At 61.9% G+C, this 24,268-nt stretch carries 19 protein-coding genes; 13 read left to right on the forward strand and 6 right to left on the reverse strand.

Features of this window, described 5'->3' with window-relative positions:
- Positions 1–25 precede the first annotated feature (25 nt).
- The 6 genes from J7U39_RS02160 to J7U39_RS02185 all read left to right on the forward strand — a co-directional run bounded on the left by J7U39_RS02160 (position 26) and on the right by J7U39_RS02185 (position 10,549).
- A complete protein-coding gene (locus J7U39_RS02160) occupies positions 26–841 on the forward strand; it encodes an alpha/beta hydrolase fold domain-containing protein (RefSeq protein ID WP_183699068.1) in 816 nt (271 codons plus the stop codon).
- 46 nt (positions 842–887) lie between these two features.
- Positions 888–2,078: an efflux RND transporter periplasmic adaptor subunit gene (locus J7U39_RS02165; protein WP_183699070.1), complete on the forward strand. Its 1,191-nt coding sequence runs from the start codon at positions 888–890 to the stop codon at positions 2,076–2,078.
- 116 nt (positions 2,079–2,194) lie between these two features.
- Positions 2,195–5,395, forward strand: a complete 3,201-nt coding sequence (locus J7U39_RS02170; protein ID WP_183699072.1) for a multidrug efflux RND transporter permease subunit — start codon at positions 2,195–2,197, stop codon at positions 5,393–5,395.
- Between the two features lie 286 nt (positions 5,396–5,681).
- Complete coding sequence (locus J7U39_RS02175) at positions 5,682–7,466, forward strand: IlvD/Edd family dehydratase (RefSeq protein WP_210630064.1); 1,785 nt, start codon at positions 5,682–5,684, stop codon at positions 7,464–7,466.
- A 155-nt stretch (positions 7,467–7,621) separates the two neighbouring features.
- On the forward strand, positions 7,622–9,412 hold the full coding sequence (locus J7U39_RS02180) for a GGDEF domain-containing phosphodiesterase (RefSeq protein WP_210630066.1): 1,791 nt from the start codon (positions 7,622–7,624) through the stop codon (positions 9,410–9,412).
- Between the two features lie 288 nt (positions 9,413–9,700).
- Positions 9,701–10,549 carry a GNAT family N-acetyltransferase gene (locus J7U39_RS02185; RefSeq protein ID WP_210630067.1) on the forward strand — a complete coding sequence of 283 codons (849 nt, stop codon included), beginning with the start codon at positions 9,701–9,703 and terminating at the stop codon, positions 10,547–10,549.
- Here the strand turns inward: J7U39_RS02185 and J7U39_RS02190 are convergent, their stop codons facing one another.
- Positions 10,550–11,467, reverse strand: a complete 918-nt coding sequence (locus J7U39_RS02190) for a DMT family transporter (RefSeq protein WP_210630069.1) — start codon at positions 11,465–11,467, stop codon at positions 10,550–10,552.
- A gap of 192 nt (positions 11,468–11,659) precedes the next feature.
- On the opposite strand from J7U39_RS02190, the gene J7U39_RS02195 reads away from it, so the two are divergent.
- Positions 11,660–12,958 carry an adenylosuccinate synthase gene (locus J7U39_RS02195; RefSeq protein WP_210630071.1) on the forward strand — a complete coding sequence of 433 codons (1,299 nt, stop codon included), beginning with the start codon at positions 11,660–11,662 and terminating at the stop codon, positions 12,956–12,958.
- A gap of 60 nt (positions 12,959–13,018) precedes the next feature.
- Positions 13,019–15,493: a hypothetical protein gene (locus tag J7U39_RS02200; protein WP_210630073.1), complete on the forward strand. Its 2,475-nt coding sequence runs from the start codon at positions 13,019–13,021 to the stop codon at positions 15,491–15,493.
- Positions 15,494–15,824: 331 nt separating this feature from the next.
- Here J7U39_RS02200 and rpoH read toward each other — a convergent pair whose 3' ends face one another.
- Together rpoH and J7U39_RS02210 are read right to left on the reverse strand one after the other, a co-directional pair.
- Entirely contained in the window at positions 15,825–16,733 is a 909-nt protein-coding gene (gene rpoH / locus J7U39_RS02205; RefSeq protein WP_020922112.1) for an RNA polymerase sigma factor RpoH, read from the reverse strand.
- Positions 16,734–16,922: 189 nt separating this feature from the next.
- Entirely contained in the window at positions 16,923–17,948 is a 1,026-nt protein-coding gene (locus J7U39_RS02210) for an RluA family pseudouridine synthase (protein WP_210630074.1), read from the reverse strand.
- A 41-nt stretch (positions 17,949–17,989) separates the two neighbouring features.
- Between J7U39_RS02210 and J7U39_RS02215 the strand changes: the two genes are divergently transcribed.
- Positions 17,990–18,373: a hypothetical protein gene (locus J7U39_RS02215; RefSeq protein ID WP_064804557.1), complete on the forward strand. Its 384-nt coding sequence runs from the start codon at positions 17,990–17,992 to the stop codon at positions 18,371–18,373.
- Between the two features lie 6 nt (positions 18,374–18,379).
- Entirely contained in the window at positions 18,380–19,198 is an 819-nt protein-coding gene (locus J7U39_RS02220) for an RNA methyltransferase (RefSeq protein ID WP_210630076.1), read from the forward strand.
- A 31-nt stretch (positions 19,199–19,229) separates the two neighbouring features.
- Here the strand turns inward: J7U39_RS02220 and J7U39_RS02225 are convergent, their stop codons facing one another.
- The gene (locus J7U39_RS02225) at positions 19,230–20,390 is read right to left on the reverse strand and encodes a hypothetical protein (RefSeq protein WP_210630078.1); all 1,161 of its coding nucleotides are present in this window, start codon (positions 20,388–20,390) and stop codon (positions 19,230–19,232) included.
- A 116-nt stretch (positions 20,391–20,506) separates the two neighbouring features.
- A complete protein-coding gene (locus J7U39_RS02230) occupies positions 20,507–21,094 on the reverse strand; it encodes an EipA family protein (RefSeq protein WP_210630079.1) in 588 nt (195 codons plus the stop codon).
- A 194-nt stretch (positions 21,095–21,288) separates the two neighbouring features.
- Here J7U39_RS02230 and J7U39_RS02235 point away from each other — a divergent pair, with 194 nt between their 5' ends.
- The gene (locus J7U39_RS02235) at positions 21,289–21,936 is read left to right on the forward strand and encodes a histidine phosphotransferase ChpT (RefSeq protein WP_210630081.1); all 648 of its coding nucleotides are present in this window, start codon (positions 21,289–21,291) and stop codon (positions 21,934–21,936) included.
- A gap of 120 nt (positions 21,937–22,056) precedes the next feature.
- Entirely contained in the window at positions 22,057–22,419 is a 363-nt protein-coding gene (locus J7U39_RS02240; RefSeq protein ID WP_210630083.1) for a response regulator, read from the forward strand.
- Positions 22,420–22,636: 217 nt separating this feature from the next.
- On the opposite strand, the gene ctrA is transcribed toward J7U39_RS02240, so the two are convergent.
- On the reverse strand, positions 22,637–23,338 hold the full coding sequence (ctrA, locus tag J7U39_RS02245) for a response regulator transcription factor CtrA (protein ID WP_007533606.1): 702 nt from the start codon (positions 23,336–23,338) through the stop codon (positions 22,637–22,639).
- 437 nt (positions 23,339–23,775) lie between these two features.
- Between ctrA and J7U39_RS02250 the strand changes: the two genes are divergently transcribed.
- The gene (locus J7U39_RS02250; protein WP_210630084.1) at positions 23,776–24,129 is read left to right on the forward strand and encodes a flagellar export protein FliJ; all 354 of its coding nucleotides are present in this window, start codon (positions 23,776–23,778) and stop codon (positions 24,127–24,129) included.
- The last annotated feature ends 139 nt before the right edge of the window (positions 24,130–24,268 follow it).

The raw sequence follows: 24,268 nt of genomic DNA on the forward strand, positions 1-24,268 counted from the left end.
GTTGCGTGCAAAAGAGACAGGATCGATGACGGTAGAATGGAAGGACATGATGCTGGATAAGGTGGCCATCGGCCCCGTTTCCGCGCGCGTCTACCAAGGCGCCGATTACGGCAAGGGTCCGCCGATCGTGCTTTACCTGCATGGGGGGGCATTTCTCGACAGCGAAACGAATGTCGACCGGCCGGTTGCCGTCAGTCTCGCCAAAGCCGGCGCCATCGTCGCCGCCGTCGACTACAGCACACTGTCCGGCAACCTCTTTCCGAAGGCGTTGGAAGTCTCCTTCTCCGTTTTCACCTATCTCGCCAACAAGCGCGCCGCTGGTCTCGGCGACCGCAAGTCGCTGCTATTCGTCGCCGGCGAGGAGGCGGGCGGCAACGTCGCTGCCGGAGTGGCGCTCAAGGCGCGCGATGAGATGCCGGATGCGCTCGACGGCCAGGTACTGATTTCACCGCTGCTCGATCCCTTCATGGGCACGTCGTCGATCCGCAAGGCCGAAGCGATCGGCATGCGACAGCGCTGGGCGGACGGCTGGAGCCATTATCTGAGCGGTGGCGGCTGCCACCCCTACGCGGCCCCCTGCCTCTGTTCGCGTCTTTCAGGCGTCGCGCCAGCGCTGATATTCACCGCAGAGGACGATCCTCTGCACGACGAAACACTCGGTTACGGTGCCCGCCTGAAAAAGGCCGGCGTCGGTGTGCGCCAGCATGTCCTTCCCGCCGGGACGGGCTGGCCCTCGATTTATGGTGGGAAATCTGGGGAGGCACCCGACTGGCAGGAACACGTCAGCCGCCATTTCGGACGTTTCCTACAGGACGTAAGCGTCCAACCGCAATTGCATTGAAGAAGATCTGATATTTTGGCGGCCTGGGGCCGCAAGGAGAGTACTGATGACGTCCAGAAGCAAGCGCTGGGCCCTCGTGGGCGCCGGCATAGGACTTATTGCGTCCGTTTCAGGCGCTGCATTGTTTTTCGAGCTGCCGATGAGCACGACGGCTACGGCAGCTTCCGCTCCCGCGCAGCCTCCCGCCGTACCGGTGACGGTGGCCGTGGTCGAAGCCCGCGACGTGACGGCCTGGGAGACCTTCTCCGGCCGTCTCGAAGCGGTCGATCGTGTCCAGGTCCGTCCCCGTGTCGAAGGCGCGATCCTTTCGGTGGCTTTCCGTGAGGGCGCGCTGGTGAAGCAGGGCGACCTGCTCTTCACCATCGATCCGGCTCCCTACCAGGCGAGCGTGGCGCAGGCCCAAGGCCAGGTGGCTTCGGCCGAAGCCAAGGTCAGTCTGGCGCAGACCGAGCTTGACCGCGGCCGCAGGCTTTCCGATAACCGCACCATCTCCCAGAGCGATCTCGATCAGCGCCAGAGCGCGCTGGCCGAGGCGCAGGCAGGCTTGCGTTCGGCACAAGCCGCGTTGCAGTCTGCCCAGCTCAATCTCGATTATACTCAGGTACGGGCGCCGGTTGCCGGCCGCATCGGCAAGATCGAGGTGACGACAGGCAACCTGGTTGCGGCCGGATCGGCCTCGCCTGCGCTGACGACGCTCGTTTCGGTCGATCCGATCTATGCGAGCTTCAACGCCAGCGAAGAGATGGTGACCCGCGCTCTCGCCCAGCTGCCGCAGACGGACGGCGCCCTGCCGCCCGTCGAAGAGATTCCGGTCGAGGTCGGCACGCTCGCCGACGAAGGCACGCCGATCAAGGGCAAGCTGCAGTTGATCGACAACGAGGTTGACGCATCGAGCGGCACCATCGGTGTGCGCGCCGTCTTCGATAATCCGGGCGGACGCCTCATCCCCGGCCAGTTCGTGCGCGTGCGCATGGGCCAGCCGAAGGCCGAGAACAAGATCGTCATCAGCGACCGCGCCGTCGGCACCGACCAGGACAAGAAATTCGTCTTCGTCGTCGACGGTGAGAACAGGGTCGCCTACCGGCAGGTGCAGCTCGGCGCTTTGACTGAGGGGCAGCGGGTGGTCGAAAGTGGCCTGAAGGCCGGCGAGAAGATCGTCGTCAACGGCCTGCAGCGCATCCGTCCCGGTGCCGTCGTCGTTCCGCAGATGGAAGAGAAGGTCGCGACCGCTCAGTAAGATCCCGCCTTCTCCTGCGGGGAAGGCCGATACCCGAAATAATATGACCCGCCGGCGGCGCCTCACCCGCCGGAGAGGGAGTTTGCATCCATGTTCACCCCGGAGAGGGCTTTGAAATGAACATCTCCAGATTCTTTGTCGACCGGCCGGTCTTTGCCGGCGTTCTTTCGGTCCTCATCGTCGTTGCCGGCCTGATCGGCCTGCGGGCGCTGCCGATTTCCGAGTATCCCAACGTCGTGCCGCCGTCGGTCGTCGTGCGCGCCACCTATCCCGGCGCAAATCCGAGCGTCATTGCCGAAACCGTGGCGACACCGCTCGAAGAGCAGATCAACGGCGTCGAGGACATGCTCTACATGTCGAGCCAGGCGACGTCGGATGGCGTGCTCAATGTCACCGTCACCTTCAAGCTCGGCACCGACCCTGACAAGGCACAGCAGCTCGTGCAGAACCGCGTTTCGCAGGCCGAACCGCGCCTGCCGGCGGAGGTGCGCGCCCTCGGGATCACGACAGTCAAGAGCTCGCCCGACTTCATCATGGTCGTCAACCTCGTCTCCGACGGGAACAGCCACGACATCACCTATCTTCGCAACTACGCGACCTTGAACATCAAGGATCGGCTTGCCCGCATCCCCGGCGTCGGCCAGGTGCAGGTGTTCGGCGCCGGCGATTATTCGATGCGTGTCTGGATCGACCCGCAGAAGGCCGCCGAGCATGAACTCGCCGCCAGCGACATCAGCAACGCGATCAGCTCGCAGAACGTCCAGGCGGCCGCCGGCATTATCGGCGCCTCGCCGAGCCAGCCGGGCGTCGACCTGCAGCTCAACGTGAATGCCCAGGGCCGCCTGCGTACGCCCGAGGAGTTCGGCAACATCATCGTCAAGACGGGCGCCAATGGCGAGATCACCCGCCTTCGCGACGTCGCCCGCATCGAGCTTGGCGCCGCCGACTATACGTTGCGGTCGCTGCTCGACGGCAAGCCGGCCGTCGCCGTGGCCGCCCTTCAGGCGCCCGGGTCGAATGCGATCGAAATCGCCGACAACGTGCGCGCAACCATGGATCAGCTGCAATTGGCCATGCCTGAGGGCGTCAAATACGAGATCGTCTACGATACGACGAAATTCGTCCGCTCCTCGATCGAGAAGGTCATCGACACGCTGCTTGAAGCCATCGCGCTCGTCGTCCTCGTCGTCATCGTCTTCCTGCAGACGTGGCGCGCTTCGATCATTCCGCTGATCGCGGTTCCGGTCTCCATCATCGGCACTTTCGCGGTCATGTATGTCTTCGGCTTCTCGATCAACGCGCTCAGTCTGTTCGGATTGGTGCTTGCCATCGGTATCGTGGTGGACGACGCGATCGTCGTCGTCGAAAACGTCGAGCGCAATATCGAGCATGGCCTGTCGCCGCGCGCGGCCACCTATAAGGCGATGAAGGAAGTGTCCGGTCCGATCATCGCGATCGCGCTGGTGCTCGTCGCGGTATTCGTGCCGCTCGCCTTCATCTCCGGCCTGTCGGGTCAGTTCTATCGTCAGTTCGCGCTGACGATCGCGATCTCGACCGTCATCTCGGCCTTCAACTCACTGACCCTGTCGCCGGCCCTCGCCGCCCTTCTGCTGAAGGGCCACGACGCGCCCAAGGACTGGCTGACGCGGTTCATGGACGCGATCTTCGGTTGGTTCTTCCGTGGCTTCAACCGCCTCTTCGGCGCAGGCTCGAATGCCTATGGCAAAGGTGTTGGCGGCCTGGTGTCGCGCAAGAGCATCGTCATGGTGGTCTACCTGGCGCTGGTCGGCGCGACCTACAGCATGTTCACCACGGTTCCCGGTGGCTTCGTGCCGTCGCAGGACAAGCAGTATCTGATCGGCTTCGCTCAGCTGCCGGATGCCGCAAGCCTCGACCGCACGGAAGACGTCATCAAGCGCATGACCGATATCGCGCTCGCGCAGCCCGGCGTCGCCAATGCAATCGCCTTCCCCGGCCTGTCGATCAACGGCTTCACCAACTCTTCGAATGCCGGCATCGTCTTCGTGACGCTGAAGGATTTCGAGGAGCGTAAGACGCCGGATCTTTCTGGCGGCGCCATCGCCATGGCGTTGAACCAGAAATTCGGTGCCATCCAGGATGCCTTCATCGCCATGTTCCCGCCGCCGCCGGTCAACGGTCTCGGCACGACCGGCGGTTTCAAGCTGCAGATCGAGGATCGCGCAGGCTTGGGCAACCAGGCGCTCGATGAGGCGACCAAGGCAGTGCTTGCCAAGGCCTACCAGACGCCTGAACTTGCCGGGCTGTTCTCCAGCTTCCAGATCAACGTGCCGCAGCTCTATGCCGATCTCGATCGCGCCAAGGCCGAGCAGCTCGGGGTTTCCGTCACCGACGTCTTCCAGACGCTGCAGATCTATCTCGGCTCGCTCTATGTGAACGATTTCAATGCGTTCGGCCGCACCTACAGCGTCCGGGTGCAGGCCGATGCGAAATTCCGCGCCCAGCCGGAAGATATCGGGCAGCTGAAGGTCCGTTCGGCATCGGGCGAGATGATCCCGCTTTCGGCGCTGCTGAAGGTGGAGCCGAGCACCGGTCCCGAACGCGCCAACCGTTACAACGGCTTCCTCGCCGCCGATATCAACGGCGGTCCGGCACCGGGCTTTTCGTCCGGCCAGGCGCAGGCGGCAATCGAGAAGATCCTTCGCGAGACACTGCCTGCCGGCATCGACTTCGAATGGACGGATCTGACCTATCAGCAGATCCTGGCCGGTAATTCGAGCGTCGTCGTTTTCCCGCTGGCGCTGCTGCTGGTCTTCCTGGTGCTGGCTGCCCAGTACGAGAGCCTGACCCTGCCGCTGGCGATCATCATGATCGTGCCGATGGGCGTGCTGGCCGCGCTGACGGGTGTCTGGCTCACCGGTGGAGACAATAATATCTTCACCCAGATCGGTCTCGTGGTGCTAGTCGGCCTCTCGGCGAAGAACGCGATCCTGATCGTGGAATTCGCCCGCGAACTGGAGTTCGAGGGCAGGACGCCGCGGGAGGCGGCGGTCGAGGCCAGTCGCCTTCGCCTTCGCCCGATCCTCATGACCTCCATGGCCTTCATCATGGGCGTCGTGCCGCTGGTCGCCTCCACGGGCGCCGGCGCGGAAATGCGTGCCGCCATGGGTGTCGCGGTGTTCTCCGGCATGATCGGCGTGACCTTCTTCGGCATCTTCATGACGCCGGTGTTCTACGTGCTGCTGCGACGGCTGACGGGCAACCGTCCGCTCATCCAGCACAAGCCGGACGAGCACAAGGAGGAAGAGGCCGAGGTCATCCGGCTAGCAGCGGAATAAACGGAATTCAATCTTCCTTTGTCGAGTAAATCGGGCGGGAACTTCGGTTCTCGCCCGTATCGATTTCCGACACCCGACGAAAATGCGTTACGTTCATCAAAACGGTTGCAACCGTGGACGAGGGGACTATCAAAGACGGATAGCAGATGGGAGGATCGGCGCGGCTCCATCTCCACCATCCGGGTAGTCGATGCCGGCAAGCCGGCGCGGTTGCGGAAATGGTGACGGAATGCAGTGCTTCGCTTCTCGACTTCAAAGAGAAGAATAGCCGATCGGGAGGATGATAATGACGGACAGCCAACCGAAGAAGCGCCGCCTGCGTTCGCAGGATTGGTTCGACAATCCCGATCATATCGACATGGCGGCGCTCTATCTCGAGCGTTTCATGAATTACGGCATCACGCCGGAAGAACTGCGGTCCGGCAGGCCGATCATCGGAATTGCCCAGAGCGGTAGCGATCTGACGCCCTGCAACAGGGTGCATGTCGAGCTCGCCAAGCGCGTGCGTGACGGTATTCGCGACGCGGGCGGCATCCCCATCGAATTTCCGACGCATCCGATCTTCGAGAACTGCAAGCGCCCGACCGCCGCCCTCGACCGCAATCTAGCCTATCTCGGCCTTGTCGAGATCCTCTACGGCTATCCGCTCGACGGTGTCGTGTTGACCACCGGCTGCGACAAGACCACGCCTTCGGCAATCATGGCTGCTTCGACAGTCGATATTCCGGCCATCGTGCTCTCCGGCGGGCCGATGCTCGATGGCTGGCACGAGGGGGAACTGGCCGGCTCCGGCACCGTCATCTGGCGGATGCGGCGGAAATATGCGGCCGGTGAAATCGATCGGGAGGAGTTTCTGCAGGCGGCGCTCGATTCGGCTCCATCCGTCGGTCACTGCAATACGATGGGCACCGCCTCGACGATGAATGCGCTGGCGGAAGCACTCGGCCTATCGCTCACCGGCTGCGGCGCCATTCCGGCCGCCTACCGGGAGCGGGGGCAGATGGCCTACCGCACCGGACGGCGCGCCGTCGAGATCGTGTTCGAGGATCTGAAGCCATCGGATATCCTGACGCGGGCCGCGTTCCTCAATGCGATCCGCACCAATTCGGCGATCGGCGGCTCGACCAATGCGCAGCCGCATCTGGCTGCCATGGCCAAGCACGCCGGCGTCGAACTTTATCCGGATGACTGGCAGGTGCACGGCTTCGATATCCCGCTTCTGGCCAATGTCCAGCCGGCGGGCGCCTATCTCGGCGAGCGCTATCACCGCGCGGGCGGCACGCCGGCGATCATGTGGGAGCTGCTGCAGGCCGGAAAGCTCGACGGCGACTGTCGCACGGTGACGGGGAGGACGATGGCCGAGAACCTGAAAGGCCGCCAGGCCAGCGACCGCGAGGTCATCCGGCCTTTCGACGAACCGCTGAAGGAGCGGGCGGGCTTCCTCGTCCTCAAGGGCAATCTCTTCGATTTCGCGATCATGAAGATGAGCGTAGTCTCGGAAGATTTCCGCCAGCGCTATCTTCTGGAGCCCGGGCGGGAAGGTGTTTTCGAGGGCAGGGCGGTGGTTTTCGATGGTTCCGAGGATTATCACAGGCGCATCAACGACCCTGAACTCGGCGTCGACGAGGATACCATCCTCGTCATCCGCGGAGCGGGGCCGCTCGGCTGGCCTGGATCGGCTGAGGTCGTCAACATGCAGCCGCCGGATCATCTCCTGAAACGCGGCATCCGGAGTCTGCCGACGATCGGCGACGGCCGTCAGTCGGGCACCGCCGACAGTCCATCGATTCTCAACGCCTCGCCGGAAAGTGCAGCCGGTGGCGGCCTCGCCTGGCTTCGGACCGGCGATGTCATCCGCATCGATTTCAATGTGGGGCGCTGCGACATGCTGGTGGATGACGCCGAGATCGAGCGGCGCAAGGCCGACGGCATTCCGGCGGTGCTGGCGGATGCGACGCCGTGGCAGCGGATCTACCGCCGCTCGGTCACGCAACTGTCTGACGGCGCGGTTTTAGAGGGGGCTTCGGAGTTCCGCCAGATCGCGAAAAACACGCCACGGCACAACCATTGATGTGGTTTGAACGCAGATTGCAATCTCATGATCCAAAAAGGAACGTCGTAACGAACAGTTCACCTAGTGACCAGTTCGGGCGTCCGCACAAGGCTTCTTTAATGCCGGCTTGAGACCATATTGCAATTAAGGAAGCTTCCAAGGCTGAGACCGCGTTGTCAGAAAACAAAGCCACACGATCCGAACAAGAGTTCCAGGATCTTCTGCGCCGGCTCGAACTCGCCCTCGATGCATCCCGGATCGGAGTCTGGGAGTACAGCATCGCCAAGGGCGGGATCTTGTGGGATGCGCAGATGCACCGGCTCTACGAAACCGGCGAGACATGCCGACATGTGCCGGCATGGTTCTGGTCGAATGCGATCCACCCTGATGACCGCGAGCGGGCCGAACGCGATTTCGAACAGGCGATCACGGCGCGAGGCGCATACGACTCGCAATTCCGGATCGTGCTGCCGAGCGGCGAGATCCGCCACCTTCGCTCGCGGGCGCATTTCTATGTGGATGCGGAGGGGGCGCCCTCCTTCATCGGCGCCGAATGGGATGTGACGGCCGACGTGCAGCTCAACGCGGAACTCGAGCGACAGAAGATGGTGGCCGAGGCGAGAGCGCTGGCGCTTGAGGAAAGCAATGCGCGCATCGAGCATGTTGCCGATCATGATTACCTTACCGGTCTGCCGAACCGCCGCCTGCTCGACAAACGGCTCGCAGAGCTGCCGGCGGACCGGAGCGTCACGACGCTTGGCGTCCTGCATCTCGATCTCGACCAGTTCAAGCAGATCAACGACAGCCACGGCCATGCGGCCGGCGATGCGGTGCTGCGGGCCGCGGCCCTTCGCATCACCGCTGCCATTCCCGCGAACGGTATGGTTGCCCGCGTTGGCGGCGACGAGTTCGTTATCGTGCTCGTCAATTTCGCCGATCTCGCGGAATTGAGACTGATCACAGAGGATGTTCAGCGGCGGCTGCGGAAGAAGATCCGTTTCGGTCAAGAGATGCTGCAATCCGGTGCATCGATCGGCGTTTCATGGAGCGGCGATCGGCGGGCACGCAACCTCCTGGCCGAATCCGACCTGGCGCTCTATCAAGCCAAGAAGCTTGGGCGCAACCGCATCGAATTCTTTACGAGGCAACTGCAGGAAGATCTGCGATCGAAACGCCGCCTGGCTGAAGAGCTCAAGCTCGGTCTGGATCGCGGCGAGATTGTTCCCTATTATCAGGTGCAGCTCGACGCCCAAACGCGCGAGGTGATCGGCTTCGAGGCGCTGGCCCGCTGGAAACATCCCGAGAAGGGCGTGCTTGCGCCGGGGGTGTTCCTCAAGGTCGCCGACGAGCACGGGCTTGCGGCCGAGATCGACGCCGCGATTCTGAAGAGCGTTCTCGAAGACCGGTTGTCCTGGCAGTTGCGGGGCGTTGCGGTTCCGCGCATCGCCGTCAACATTTCGGCGTCGCGCCTTGCCGATCCGGCGCTGCTCGGCAAATTGAAGAAGCTCGATATTCCGCCGGGCGCAGTCGTGTTCGAGCTGGTCGAGACGATTTTCCTGGACGACAGCGACGAAAAGCTGCTCGATCATATCGATGACATCAAACAGCTGGGCATCGACATCGAAATCGACGATTTCGGATCGGGCCATGCCTCGCTCATCGGTCTCGTCAAGCTGCGGCCGAAGCGGCTGAAGATCGACCGGCAACTCGTTGCTGAGGTCGTCAGCTCGGACGAGCAGCGGCGCGTCGTAGGATCAATCGTCGAGATCGCCAAGGCGCTCGATGTCGAGGTGATCGCCGAGGGCATAGAGACCGAGGCACACGCCGCGGTGCTGGCGCAGTTGGGTTGCGACGGTCTGCAGGGTTATGCGTTCGGCTATCCCGCGCCGGCAGCCCAGACAGACCGGCTGTTCCCTTCGCTCGCGGGCGGAGTGGAAAAGCAAAGGGCAGCGATAGGTGGCTGATTTCCGCTGAAATGCTTCTTGGTCTTCGGGGTTGAGTAAGCGAGAGATTTCGGCGCGACATTTATTCGCGCCGGCAGGACGATTATTGGGCGCCAAGTAATTTTCTTGAGCTTGCAACGGCATTGTTTCATGGTAATGCGGAAACGAAGCTTACTGAAAACGACTATAGGCGTGGTCAAGACCATCGGCGCTGCTTCTCCATCATTCGCAGGTGCGGTGGCGGTGACCTGACAATTGCTTTGCCGTTGGCGGGATGGACTTGCGGGACATTCAATCTGGGAAGGGCGCATGAATTCGGAATTTGCCGTTCGTTCGATGCGGCCCGGCGAATTGGAACTCGTGCTCGAATGGGCGCGTCAGGAGGGGTGGAATCCGGGTCTCGACGATTCGTTTGCATTCCTCGAAGCCGATCCGTCGGGATTTTTCGTCGGCTCCGTCGGTGAAGTCCCCGTCGGCTCGCTCTCAGTCGTCAAATATGGCGACAGCTTCGCCTTTCTCGGCCTCTACATCGTTCACCCGGATTTCCGCGGCAAGGGCTATGGCAAGGCGATCTGGGAAGCGGGGATCGCCACGGCGGAAGGTCGGACGATCGGTCTCGACGCCGTTGCCGCGCAGCAGGGGAATTATCGCAAGGCTGGCTTTGAGCCCGCCTATTCCACCATTCGTTACGGCGGTGTTGCCTCCTCTTTGCCGGGCTCGACGCTTGTCGCGCAGCCGGCGCTGGATTCACGCCTGGAAGGGCTGCAGCGTTATGATGCGGCGATCTTTCCGCAGCCGCGGGATGCCTTCCTCGCCGCCTGGTGCAGCAGCCGTAAGGGGCGGCGTACGGCTGTGGTCCGCAAAAGCCACAAGATCCGCGGCTACGGCACGATCCGCCGCTGCTATGAAGGCTACAAGATCGGCCCGCTTTTCGCCAACGATGCAGACAGCGCCGCGGCGCTGCTTGTCGAATTAATCCCCGAAGCAAAGGGCGCTCAGATCTTCATCGACATCCCCGTCGAAAACCGCGAGGCGATCGCGCTTGCCGAAAGCATAGGCCTCCAGCCGGTGTTCGAGACCATGCGGATGTATCGGGGACCAGCGCCAGCCATCCCGTTGAAGCATGTCTTCGGAGTGACGACGCTGGAGCTTGGTTAGCTAGTCCACGGGCGAGGCGGGCACGGTGGGAGCGGACGCTTTCGGTCGGCCCTTTTCGGCGATCGCGATGCCGCCGAGCGTCAGCATCAGCGCTATCATATGGAAGGACTGAAGCCGTTCTCCGATCAGAACGACGGAGAGCAGTGTTCCGAACACCGGCACGAGATTGATGAAGAGACCGGCGCGGTTGGCGCCGATAGCCTCGACACCCTTGATATATAGGATCTGCGCCAGCAATGAGGGGAAGATCGCCGTATAGAAGGTGATGCTCCAACCGGCCTGGTCCGGCCACTGCGCAACGCCGCGGGCGATCTCCCAAAGAAGCAGCGGCAGCGAGGTCAGCATGGCGGCGAGGGCGGGAAAGGCCATCAGCGTGCGCCAATCCACCGCCGGTTTCCAGCGCAGGAAGATGGTGTAGAGCGCATAGGCGGCAATCGCGATCAGCATCAGCCCGTCGCCCCGGTTGAGCTGCAATTGCAGCAGCGTGGCGAGGTCGCCATGGGAAGCCGTCAGCGCCACGCCCAGCAGCGTCATGCCGAAGCCGAAACATTGCGCCAGCGAGATACCAGTGCGGAAAAAGAAGAAATTCAACAGGAAGATCAGCATCGGAATGCCGGCTTGCTCGATGGCGACGTTGATCGCCGTCGTATATTGTACCGCCGAGTAGAGCATGGCGTTGAAGAGTGTATAGCCGATGGCGCCGTAGCAAAGGAGCAGTGGCAGGTTTTTCCTCGCCACGGGCCAATCCTTCTTCAGTTGCGGCACGGATATCAAGGCGATGAGCGCGACGGCGAGGAACCAACGCAGAAAGGTCAGCATCATCGGGCTGATATGACCGACCGCAAGTTTGCCGGCGACGGAGTTGCCGCCCCAGCAGAGGGTGGCGATGACGAGGCAGATATAGGCTGTGGCTTGCAAGAGCGTGCTTCCTCGTCACTTTGCTAGAGATAATCGGCTTTTTCCCAGGGGAAATAGACTGCCGGCTGCTGATTTGTCACGTAAAAAGCCCAATCGGCTGTGACAACAGGGTCGCTTTCCCAAAAACAAAGCTTTATAGATGCGCGGGTTTGAGCAGGTGCGCGGTTCTCCGCCGGTAACAGGAAGAGTTGGATGACGAACGTAGTCGTGGTCGGTTCGCAATGGGGTGACGAAGGCAAAGGCAAAATTGTCGATTGGCTTTCGGAACGTGCGGATATTGTCGTGCGCTATCAGGGCGGCCACAATGCCGGCCATACGCTCGTCATCGACGGCACGAGCTATAAGCTCTCGCTGTTGCCTTCCGGCGTCGTGCGTCCCGGCAAGATGGCTGTGATCGGCAACGGCGTCGTCGTCGATCCGCATGCCCTGATCGCCGAGATCGGCCGGCTGGAGGCGCAGGGCGTGAAGGTGACGCCTGATAATCTGCGGATCGCCGACAATGCGACGCTCATCCTGTCGCTGCACCGCGAGCTCGACGCGATGCGCGAGGATGCGGCGTCCAACAGCGGCACGAAGATCGGCACGACGCGCCGCGGCATCGGCCCGGCCTATGAGGACAAGGTCGGCCGCCGCGCCATCCGGGTCATGGATCTTGCCGATCTCGACAGCCTTTCCGGCAAGGTCGACCGCATCCTGACGCATCACAATGCGCTTCGCCGCGGCCTCGGCGTCGCCGAGGTCAGCCACCAGGCGATCATGGACGAACTGACCTCGATCGCCGATCGGGTGCTGCCGTTCCGCGACACGGTCTGGCTGTTGCTTGATAAGGAGCGTCGCAAGGGCGCCCGCATCCTGTTCGAAGGCGCGCAGGGCAGTTTGCTCGACATCGATCACGGCACCTATCCTTTCGTAACCTCCTCCAACACCGTGGCCGGCCAGGCGGCGGCCGGTTCCGGCATGGGACCTGGCTCACTCGGCTATATCCTCGGCATCACCAAGGCCTATACGACACGCGTCGGCGAAGGTCCGTTCCCGACGGAGCTAACCGACGAAATCGGCCAGTTCCTGGGTGAGAAGGGGCATGAGTTCGGTACCGTGACGGGGCGCAAGCGTCGCTGCGGCTGGTTCGACGCAGCATTGGTGCGCCAGTCGGTCGCCACCAACGGCATCACCGGCATCGCGCTCACCAAGCTCGACGTGCTCGACGGTCTCGAGGAATTGAAGATCTGCGTCGGTTATATGCTCGACGGCGAACAGATTGATCATCTTCCCGCAAGCCAGGGAGCGCAAGCTCGGGTCGAACCGATCTATGTCACGCTGGAGGGATGGAAAGAATCGACCGTCGGCGCCCGCAGTTGGGCGGATCTTCCGGCGCAGGCGATCAAGTATGTTCGCCAGGTCGAAGAACTGATCGGAGCGCCGGTCGCGCTCCTTTCCACCAGTCCGGAACGGGACGACACGATACTTGTGACCGATCCGTTTGAGGATTAAGGTCACGGCCCACTGTGGAGGACAGTTCGGCAGAAGGCCGGACTTCTTGAGAAAGTAAGAATGGCGGATTTTATTGCAGTTATTCGGCGGGCCGTCGATGGCCTGGCTGAAAATACCCCCGAGATGCGGGTGAAAGTCTACGAGCGTGCTCGCGGCGCAGTGCAGCGGCAGCTCGAGAATATGAAGCCGCGTCCGCCGGAAGCCATGCTGCAACGCCAGCTCGAAAAGCTCGAGGCCGCCATCCGCGAAGTGGAGGCTGAACACTCCGAAGCGCTGCCCCTCGATGAGGCGGCTGGCGCCGGCGCCGCGCCGGAAATCTTGGAAGAACAAGCGGTTCCTGACGAAAGCACGTCGCCGCCTGCGCCCCAGACGGCTGTCGACGAGCCGGCCGGTGAAGCCGATGCGGGATCGCCGACAACCGACGCAGCCCACGAGCCGGATCACCTGGAAGCCGACGCACGGCAGGAAACTGAGGAAGAGGTCGCGGCTGAGGAGCCCCTTTCCGCGGAACCTGAGCCCGAACAAGCACCTGTTTCCGCTGAGACAGCTGCACCCGTCGAGGCCTATTGGCATCCCTCGCATGAGGAGGAGGCGCCGGCCGAGGAATGGCATGCCGGCGAGGCGCGTGACGTCGCCGCCGAAGAAATGCAGCCGGAACATCACGGCTTCGAAACGCCATCTGCCGATCATTCCTACGAGGAAGCCGACGAGCATCGTGCCGATGAGCAGCATCCCCAGGAGATCGCGGCCGAACCGGCGATGGCGGAAAGCCATGAGCCGAAGGCCGAGGCAGCTTACGAGCCCATCGAGTCGTTTCAGCCGATCACACGCGGCATGGAGCATGCATCCAACCGGCTCGTGGAGCCGGTCGCCGATTTCGATCGGGCGGAATTCGTCGAACATAGCCGCGAGGAGCCGCTGCAGGCGGATGCTGCGGGACATTTCGATCCTGTCTGGGCCGAGCCTGCCGTCGAGACGCCGGCTCCGGCGCCCAAGGATGCTGAGACCGAATGGGCCGAAGAGGAGCTCCGGCAATATTCGGAAACGGCGCCGGTCACCGGCGACGCTTCGGCGCGTGCCTTCGAAGACGTGATATCGAGTCTCGAGAAAATGGCGCCCGCCGCTGTCATGCCGGCCGCTAAGGAAGCTTTCTCCTGGGAGAAGGCTGCCTTTGACGACCTGCCGCCGATCGAGGCAGGCACCGACAAGAAGACGCCCGTTTCATCGCATTTCGACGACGTTGATATCTTCGCGGAGGTGCACGACGGCAAGCCTACACCCCCCGCCGGCGCGCCGAGCGAGGAGTGGCGCGAAGCGAAGGCCCTGCGTGGCTATGACCGCCGCGGTCCGATCGCCGCCGACGATGACGACGCCAATCCGGCGATGGATATCGATCAGATCGTCGCCTCGAAGCTGCAGGGCAAGAATTTCCGCATGGAACCGAAGCGCCGCCGCTTCGGCATCGGCACGATAATCACTCTCCTCTTCGCGCTTATCCTGATCGGTGGCGGCGCCTATGCCGGCTGGATGAACAGAGAAGCGCTGGTGGCGATGGTCGATGGGCTTGTCAGCTCGGCGCCATCGCAGGCTACGAGAAACGAGGCGGCAATGACGCCGGCGGGGTCCGAGACGTCGACTCAGGCCACGCCGACTCCAGCCCAGCCAGTTGCGCCGGAAGCGCAGAATCCGCCGCCGGCCGCGGCACAGCCGAACCAGCAAGTGGCGTCATTGAACAATGACGGCGCGGCGGCCAATTCCAAATTTACGCAACGACTGCTTTCCGACGGAACTGAAGTCGATAGCGGTCCGGCGACGGTGCCGGGAACGCCGACTGCCGAAGGAAAATCGGTGGCCGAACAGAATGTTGCGGCAGCGGATACGCCGCCCGCCAGCGCGCAAGGCGATGCGGCCCCGCCCGAAACGCTGACGCCGAACGGTCCCACGGCATCGCCGCAGCAGGCTGCGCCGGTCGGTTCGTCGGAAAAAATGTTCCTCTATGAGGAGCGTATCGGCCAGAGCTCGCCGACGGCCATCGAGGGAACGGTCGTCTGGAGCGTCCAGCACGAGGCCGGCCAGGACGGCCGGCAGGAGGCGACGGTGCAGGGCAACGTCAGCGTTCCCGAGCGCAACCTCTCCGCTCTCGTTACCTTCAAGCGCAACTCCGATCCGTCCCTGCCGGCAAGTCATCTCGTCGAGATCGTCTTCTCGGTGCCGCCGAATTTCGAAGGCGGCAGCATCGAGAGCGTCCAGCGCATTTCGATGAAGCGCACGGAACAGGATCGCGGCGACGCGCTGATCGCGGTTCCGGCCAAGATCACCGATGATTTCCACATGATTGCGCTCAACGACTATCCCGATGCGCGCAAGGCCAATCTCGATCTGTTGTCGACCCGCAACTGGATCGATATTCCGATCACCTACCGCAACGGCCGCCGTGCGCTGCTGACAATGGAGAAGGGGGGCACGGGAACGAACGCCTTCAATACAGCCATCAAGGAGTGGACTGCACTCGGGGATGTCTCCACGAGCCAGTGAGTGGGTTCTCGATGCCTTGTGCCACCGGCCTCCTCATTCGCCGGCTGGCTCCCGCTGGCGTCGAGCCACAGGTCTCGACCCGTCCTTCGGACCCCCGCTGGGGAGAAGAGAATCGTGGCAAGCTCCTGTCTTTCATAAAGCATTCTTTTTGGAAATGAGGGCGAGCAGCTTGCTCCTCCTCTTCTCCCCAGCAGACGGTGGCCCGAAGGGTCGGATGAGGGGGGCTGCACGGCACCCCTTTGACGTCCTTCCCGCAGGCGTCGCCCGCTACAAAACAAAAACGCCACCTCCCGTCTAGGAGGTGGCGTTTGCAATTCTCGAGCTCAGCCGATCAGGCCGTGGCTTCGACGACGCGAATGGCCTTGGCGCGTTCCAGGGCTTCCTTGCGAACAGCATCCTGCACCTTTTCAAAGGCGCGGACTTCGATCTGACGGACGCGTTCGCGGCTGATGTCGAACTCGGCCGAGAGATCTTCCAGCGTCACCGGATCCTCGGCAAGGCGGCGGGCCTCGAAGATGCGGCGCTCGCGTTCGTTCAGAACACTCATTGCTTTGGCCAGCATGCGCCGGCGGGTTTCGAGCTCATCCTGTTCGATCAGCACGTCTTCCTGGCTCTCATGGTCGTCCACAAGCCAATCCTGCCATTGACCGCTGTCGCCTTCGGCCGCCTTGATCGGCGCGTTCAGCGAGGCGTCGCCGGAGAGACGGCGGTTCATCGAGATGACCTCCTCCTCCGAGACGTTCAGCTTGGTGGCGATTTCCGAGACGTGCTCCGGCTTCAGGTCGCCGTCGTCGATCGCCTGGATGCGGCCCTTCAGCCGGCGCAGATTGAAGAACAGACGCTTCTGGTTGGCGGTCGTGCCCATTTTCACCAGCGACCACGACCGTAGGATATATTCCTGGATCGAGGCCTTGATCCACCACATGGCGTAGGTGGCGAGGCGGAAGCCGCGTTCGGGATCGAATTTCTTGACGGCCTGCATCAGACCGACATTGCCTTCAGAGACGACTTCGCCGATCGGCAGGCCGTAGCCGCGATAACCCATCGCGATCTTCGCGACGAGGCGAAGATGGCTGGTGACGAGTTTATGGGCAGCGTCGCGGTCGCCATGCTCGGCATAACGCTTGGCCAACATATATTCCTGCTGCGGCTCCAGCATCGGGAATTTGCGGATTTCGTCGAGATAACGGTTGAGACCGGCTTCGCCGGCGGTAATGGACGGCAAGGTATTTCGGGCCATAGTGCACCCTCCTAAAGTGAATTCCGGCTCCCGATGGAAACGCGCCCCCGCGTTAAAAGGCGAACCGGGACGTGCGGCTTTTGTTCCAAGCCCGCACTAAGTCCATATACAGATAAGTATGGCGAAACGGCGGTTCAAGGTGCCGCTCACGCAGGTGTGAGGCGGCGAGAGCGGTGTCCCGAAGCCGCTTTATCGTCGCAATGCCTCGACCAGTTTCACCATATCGTCCGGCAGCGGTATTTCGAAATGCTTGAGTTCGCCGGTGCGGGGATGCTCGAATTGCAGCATGAAGGCATGCAGTGCCTGACGGCCGAAACCATTGACAACCTTGCGGATCTCTTCGGGCAGCAGATTGGCCTTGGTCCTGAAGCCGGCGCCGTAAACGATGTCGCCAACGAGCGGATGACCGATATGGGCCATGTGCACGCGAATCTGATGGGTGCGGCCGGTTTCCAAGTGGCACTCGACCAGCGACGCGAGCGCGGTCGCGTCAGGGTTCTCCTGGAAGCGCTCGATCACTTCGTAGTGGGTGATCGCCGCGTCGGCATCCTGGCTGTCGGTGCGCTTGACGGCCCGGCGGGTGCGGTCGCCGGTGGCGCGGCCGAGAGGCGCATCGATTGTTCCCGACAGAGCGCGGGGACGGCCCCAGACGACTGCCCGGTAAGCCCGCTCCAGCGGCATGCTGCGGCCGTGGTCGGCAAATTGAAGCGAGAGGTGGCGATGGGCGACGTCGTTCTTGGCGACGACCATGACGCCTGTCGTGTCCTTGTCGAGACGATGGACAATGCCAGGACGGCGCACGCCGCCGATGCCGGAGAGCGTATCGCCGCAATGATGGATCAGCGCGTTGACCAGAGTTCCTGTCCAGTTACCGGAGCCGGGATGGACGACCAGACCTGCCGGTTTCGATATGACGATAAGGTCATCGTCCTCATAAAGGATGTCGAGCGGGATATCTTCGCCCTTTGGGGTCGGGTCTTCAGGTTCGGGCAGGGTGATTTCGAAGCTGTCGCCGACGCGCACCTTGCGCTGCGGATCGGTAACCTGCTCGCCTCGCAAAGAAACCAGCCCCTCCTTGATCAGCGCCTTGATGCGGCTGCGGGAAAAATCCTTACCGACCTGCGCGGTCAGCCATGCGTCGAGCCGGCCTTCGGCGGTTTCATCGGCGGTCAGGACTTTTCTAATGCCGGCTGCTTGTTTAAAGGGGTCGCTCAAGACGCTTCTTCTCCGACGTATTTTTAGAACGGAACGCAAAGATGACCGCAATCGAGCCAGACGACCAGGAAGAGAAGCCCCTTGATCCGGCGATGGAAAGTGTCCGGCGCAAGATGGTCCGCCTGCAGATTGTATCCGGCGCCATCATGTTCGTCAGCCTTATGGCGGTCTTCGGCGCTGTTGTCTACAAGACGATGCGCGAGCCCAAGGAGACCGCGTCCACTGCCGCAGCTTCCGGTGTGCCTTCGGATGCACCGCTTGCTGCGACCCTTTCCCTGCCGCTCGGGTTCAAGGTGCAGTCAACCTCGTTTTCGGCGGGACAGATCCTGTTCTATGGAGAAACGGTTGAAGGCACGAGGAAGGCGCTGGTATTCGATCTGAGGACCGGCCGCACCGTCGCCGACGTCACCGTCGCCGGGAATTGAGGCGAGATGGCCCCGATCGTCATCGACAGCGCCGACGACCCACGCATTGCCGAGTTTCGCGATATAAGAGAGCGTGACCTGACGGGCCGGGAAAACCGCTTTATCGCCGAAGGCACTGTCGTGCTGCGCATGCTCGCCGAGGCGCATGCGGCACGTCGCGGCTTCTCGGCCGAGAAAATCCTGCTGCTGCGCAATCGCGTCGACGGTCTGCAATCCATCCTCGAACGGTTTCCGGCTAGCGTGCCGGTTTATGTCGCCGAGGCTGAAGTGCTCGATGGTGTCGTCGGCTTTCATCTGCATCGCGGCGTTCTCGCCCTCGGCAAGCGAGAGGACCGCGGCGAGGCAGCACTTCTCGACGCATTGCCGGAACGGGCGCTGGTGCTGGTCGGCTGCGGCATTTCCAACCACGACAATGCCGGCTCGATGTTTCGCAATGCTGCCGCCTTCCGGGCGGATGCCGTGCTGCTCGACGAAACCTGCTGCGATCCGCTCTATCGCAAGGCATTGCGCGTGTCGGTCGGCTCGGTGTTGAGCGTTCCGCACCGGCGCGGCGGCAAGGCGCTGGACCTGCTTCTGGCGCTTGCCCAACGTGGGTTTGCGATCTGGACGCTGTCGCCGCATGGGAAGACCGACATCCGCGCCATTCCGGCCGGGGCACGCATGGCGCTCGTCATCGGCACGGAGGGGGAGGGCTTGCCGGAGGCACTGCTGGCGCACTTTCAGAGCGCCCGTATCCCGCAATCGGAGGAGCTCGACAGTCTCAACGCGGCGACTGCGACGGGGATCGCATTGTTTTCCATGGCCTCCGCCATGGGGCGGATCTGACGTTTGGAACGACGCGCGTCGGATCGATGGGCTAACGCACCGGATTGGCGATGACGGCCGCCGCCCTGTCGGCAAGGCTGACGCGATCGTTCGGGTTCTTGTTGCCGGCATCCGGCAGCAGCGCGTGGATCGGTGAGGAAGGGCCCTCGTTGAGTGCGGTCAGCGCGACCATATTGGCGGCGATCGAGGCGATCTCCTCGCGGATCGCGCCATCGCGTCCGGTGACGGACTTTGCCTTCTGCAGGCGCTCGGCAAGGGCGGCGCTGCGCTTGCGGACATCCTCGCCCATCTCAGCCGTCACAGCGGCCGTGTCGAGCACGGATGCGGTCGTGTCTTCAGCCGTCAGTTCCGCCGGTAGTTCCGCCGCTATCTTGGCCAGGCCGGCATCGCGCAGCACCCGGTTGATCTTGCGGATCTCGGCATTGGCGGCTTTCAACTGCTCCTTCAACTTGGCGATCTCCTGCTGACGGCGGGCGAGCTGCGTTTCCTTCTCGGCGGCGGAAGCGCTTTCGCGTGCAGCCTTGTCCTCCAGGCGGATCACCATATGCTGCTGCTGCGTCAGTTTCTGTTCGGCATCCCTAGCCCGCTTCTGGAGCAGGTTGACGTCCTGGCGCAATGTGTCGCGTTCGTCGCGCAGCGCGTTGGCGCGGAATTTCAGGCTTTCCGCTTCGGTCTCACGCGCGGCGAGATCGATTCTCAGCCCGTCGGCCTGTTCGATGAGTTTGCTCAGCCGCGTTCGCATTGTCGCCAGTTCGCTCTCCTTGTCGGCGGCGGATTGTTCGGCAATATGCAGATTGGTTTTCAACTGGCTGATGTAGTTCTCATCCTTGCGCAGGTGCGAGCGCTGCTCGGCCGCCTCGACATGCATCTCGCCGATCTGGGCCTGCAATTCGCCGATCTCGGCGGCGAGCCTGCCGGCATCGACGGCGAGCGCATCGTGGCGCAGCTGGAGCGACAGGGATTTCTCGCGCTCACGCAGAAGGTCCTGGGTGGTGCGGGCATTCTCGGCGGCATGAAGCGCGCGCACCATATCCTTCTGGGCGCGAACCTCCTGCGGGCTCAGCGGCATCGTCGCCTTGAGACGGTTTTCGGTATACCAGACAATGCGGCGGTGAACGGCCGGCGAGACCAGAAAGACGAGGAAGGCCGCGGTCAGGAAGCCCAATCCGAACAAGAGAGCGTATTCGATCACGGCGCGGCCATCGATTCGACAGTTAATACGGGGTCAGCCGCGATGATTAAGCATGCATGGCACGCATGGCAAGGCCGCCGATGCCGGCGGCAGCCGATTCCTGCCGCTTTACCGCCTCAGAAGGGGTTCCAGGTCGGCGCCTGGGTGATCTTGAGATAACCGACATTGACCCCGAGGCGGGCGCCGACGCCAGTGCGGATCGGCACAACCAGCACGTCATTGTTTTTCAGCACCGTCATGCCGAAGCCGGCGATCACATAGGCCGAGCCACTGACGCCGCCGAAGCGGGCATAGATGCCGTCGATGGAGGGCAGGTCGTAGACCAGCATCATGACGCGCGAACCCTGGCCGCCGTAATCGATGCCGAGAGACGGGCCCTGCCAGTAGAGCGGATGCTCGCCGGCGTTCTTGGTGTTGAGTTGGCCTTCGCCGTAGGTGAGACCGGCGATGAAGGCGCCGCCGCCTTCCTGCCCAAGAATATAACCGTTCGGCAGGCCGTATTTCTGGAAGGCGCTCTCGACCACCTTGGCAAGGCCGCCGCTGGCGGAGCCGAAGAAGGAGTGGCCGGCATCGATGATTTCCTGCATCGTATACTGACCGTTGTTCTGGGCCGCGGCCGGCCCGGCAATCATCAGCGAGGAGAAGACGAGGGCCGAAAGCAACCTGCAGAAGCCAATGAATCGGTGCGGAAATCGAGGGCGCATGATGTCATCCGTTCGTCGTTTGGCTGGAGCGGGCACCCGCTCGCGTCGATTGCTGCATTTTGCGCCGATGATCTTAACAATCGGTTTACCAAATATGGTGTCATTATGGCACTGAATACGATCGCAAACTTCGCGCAATTTTGATGAAGCATATTTGCGGGCGCGATGAGATTGCCGCCCTTCAGGAGACGATGATGTCCAAGAACCCGAACCTCACCCTGTCCGGCCCGGATCTGGCCGCGCTTCTCTGCAGCCGCGTTTGCCACGATGTCATCTCGCCCGTCGGCGCGATCAACAACGGCCTGGAGCTTCTGGATGAAGGCGGCGCTGATTCCGATGCAATGGATCTGATCCGCACCAGTGCGCTCAACGCTTCCGTCCGCCTGAAATTCGCGCGCCTCGCCTTCGGCGCATCGGGTTCAGTCGGCGCCTCGATCGATACCGGCGAGGCCGAGCGGGCCGCCAAGGATTTTGCCCTCGCCGAGAAGAAGACCGAGGTGATCTGGAACGGACCGCGTGCCATCGTGGCCAAGAACCGCGTCAAGCTGTTGCTCAACCTCTTCCTCGTCGCCTATTCGGCGATTCCGCGCGGCGGCGTGCTCGAGGTCACGCTCGAAAATCCTGAATTCGAGGCCAAGTTCACCCTCTCGGTGAAAGGCAAGCTGATGCGTCTGCCGCCGAAATTCGTCGAGATATCGACGGGGACGATCGAGGAAGCGATCGACGCCCATTCGATCCAGCCGTACTACGCCGTGCTTCTGGCCGAGGAGTGCGGAATGACGCTCGACCACAGCGCAAGTCCGGACGAACTGGTGTTCACGGCGACGGTTGCTGCGGTCTGATTTTTCGGCGTGCAGCAGCATGCTCTCGCCCGTCCGGTAACGATTCCTTAGCCTGATGGACCTATTCTCTTAGGTTGTGGAAGACCCCTCGTTGCGACGAATGCGGGGAAAGGAGTAGTCATGCAAAGGTTCATGATCACCGATAATTCGGACATTGTCCGTAAGGTCGGCAAGCGCATTCTCTCCGAACTCGACTTTCTCGTCAGCGAGGCCTCCGATGCCGCCGAGGCGCTGCAGCGCTGCCAGGCAGAGTTGCCGGAATACCTCATCGTCGATTCCGGCATGGAAGGTGCGCTCGACCTCATCGCGGCGATCCGCGCCATGGACGGCGGCAAAGAGGTCAAGATCTATTACTGCGTCATCGAGGCGGATCTGAAGAAGCTGATGGCGGGTAAACGAGCCGGCGCCACCGATTTCCTGCTGAAGCCGTTCGATCGTAAGATCCTAACCGCCGTTTTCGGAAACCGCGCGATTGCTGCCTGACATCAGCTTTCTTCCCGGCCGCATCGGCCGTCCCTGAGCATAGTGCCGCAAGCGCCGCCGGGCTCCGGCTGACGCTGCGCTTTTCCTTGACCGGAATGTTAACCTGTTCGGCCAGATCAGGCGGAATCCCTCTAACGGGGCGGCAGCGCCGGCGGTGCAAACGAAAAATCCCGCCGAAAGGGCGGGATTTCGTCATCCGATAAGGGGGATCGGAAGATCAAGCGGTTTCCGCATATTCGGTGCCATCCGGCTCGCGAAGAACGTAACCACGGCCCCAGACGGTTTCGATGTAATTGGCGCCGCCGGCGGCGTTGGCGAGCTTCTTGCGCAGCTTGCAGATGAAGACGTCGATGATCTTCAGCTCCGGTTCGTCCATGCCGCCGTAAAGGTGGTTCAGGAACATTTCCTTGGTGAGAGTGGTGCCCTTGCGGAGCGAAAGCAGCTCCAGCATCTGATATTCCTTGCCCGTCAGATGGACGCGCTGGCCGCCGACTTCGACGGTCTTGGCGTCGAGATTGACGATCAACTCGCCGGTCATGATGACCGACTGGGCGTGACCCTTGGAGCGGCGAACGATAGCGTGGATGCGGGCGACGAGCTCGTCCTTGTGGAAGGGCTTGGTCATGTAGTCGTCGGCGCCGAAGCCGAGGCCGCGAACCTTGTCCTCGATGCCTGCCATGCCCGACAGAATGAGGATCGGTGTCTTGACCTTGGACAGCCGGAGAGTGCGGAGCACTTCATATCCGGACATGTCGGGCAGGTTCAGATCGAGAAGGATGATGTCGTAATCATACAGCTTGCCCAGATCGACGCCTTCTTCACCGAGATCGGTGGTGTAAACATTAAAACTCTCTGATTTGAGCATCAATTCGATGCTCTGCGCCGTAGCGCTGTCGTCCTCGATGAGAAGTACCCGCATAATTATCCCCTTTACCGCCGCCGAAAGGTGGTCTGGCCCCCTACACGCTACCCGAACAAGCTACGTGATTTGGAAGCTGCCACGAAATGGTTAACAAATTCTAATTCACTCTGGCAAGGAGTATCGAATTTATTAAATAATTTTTCCATTTCTCTGTTTTCCAATAGGAATCTCAAAAAGGCGTTCCTCAACGTTAACATTAGGAAACAGCGCTAACTGATTCATCCGACTCGCCAATGAAAAGGTTCGAACTTCGTGCCGTGGCATTTACCGACCCTTAAATCATCGGGCCTATCATTAACGATGCCCGTAAACGAAAGGTTACCAGCGGTAGGTTTTTGTTAATATCGCAGGAAATTTTTTAGCAAACCGTGTCAAAGCGGCGCGCAGGGCGGTTTCAAGTTGAGCCGGGGTCTCGCATCACGGGAGTAATGCGTATGAAGTCGCGAGAAAGTCTCGTTCGCCTGAAAGAGTTTCAGGTGAACGAAAAACGACGTCAATTGCAGCAATTGCAGATGATGATGTCCGAATTCGAACGGATGACGAAGGATCTGGAGAGCCAGATCGTCGTCGAGGAAAAGAAGTCCGGTATATCCGACCCGAATCACTTTGCTTATCCGACCTTCGCCAAGGCCGCGCGTCAGCGGGCCGACAACCTGCAGGTTTCGATCAAGGAACTGAAGATGCAGGAAGAGGCGCTGGAACTGGCGCTTGAGGAAATGCAGGCGGAATATGCAAGGGCGACGGCGCTGGAAGAACGTGACAGCGGCGTCCGCGCCGCCAGGGCCTGAGAGAAAATGCGGGCGCCGGCGTCGGCGCCTGACGATCGCCTGAGAGAGGCCATGTATGATGGGCGCGCTGTCCGTCATACATGGCTTTTGGTGTTTCCCGCCTTTTGCGTCCGCACGCCGCCGCTCCCCGCGGCGACCG

The sequence above is a fragment of the Rhizobium sp. NLR16a genome, from assembly GCF_017948245.1.
Classification (GTDB): domain Bacteria; phylum Pseudomonadota; class Alphaproteobacteria; order Rhizobiales; family Rhizobiaceae; genus Rhizobium.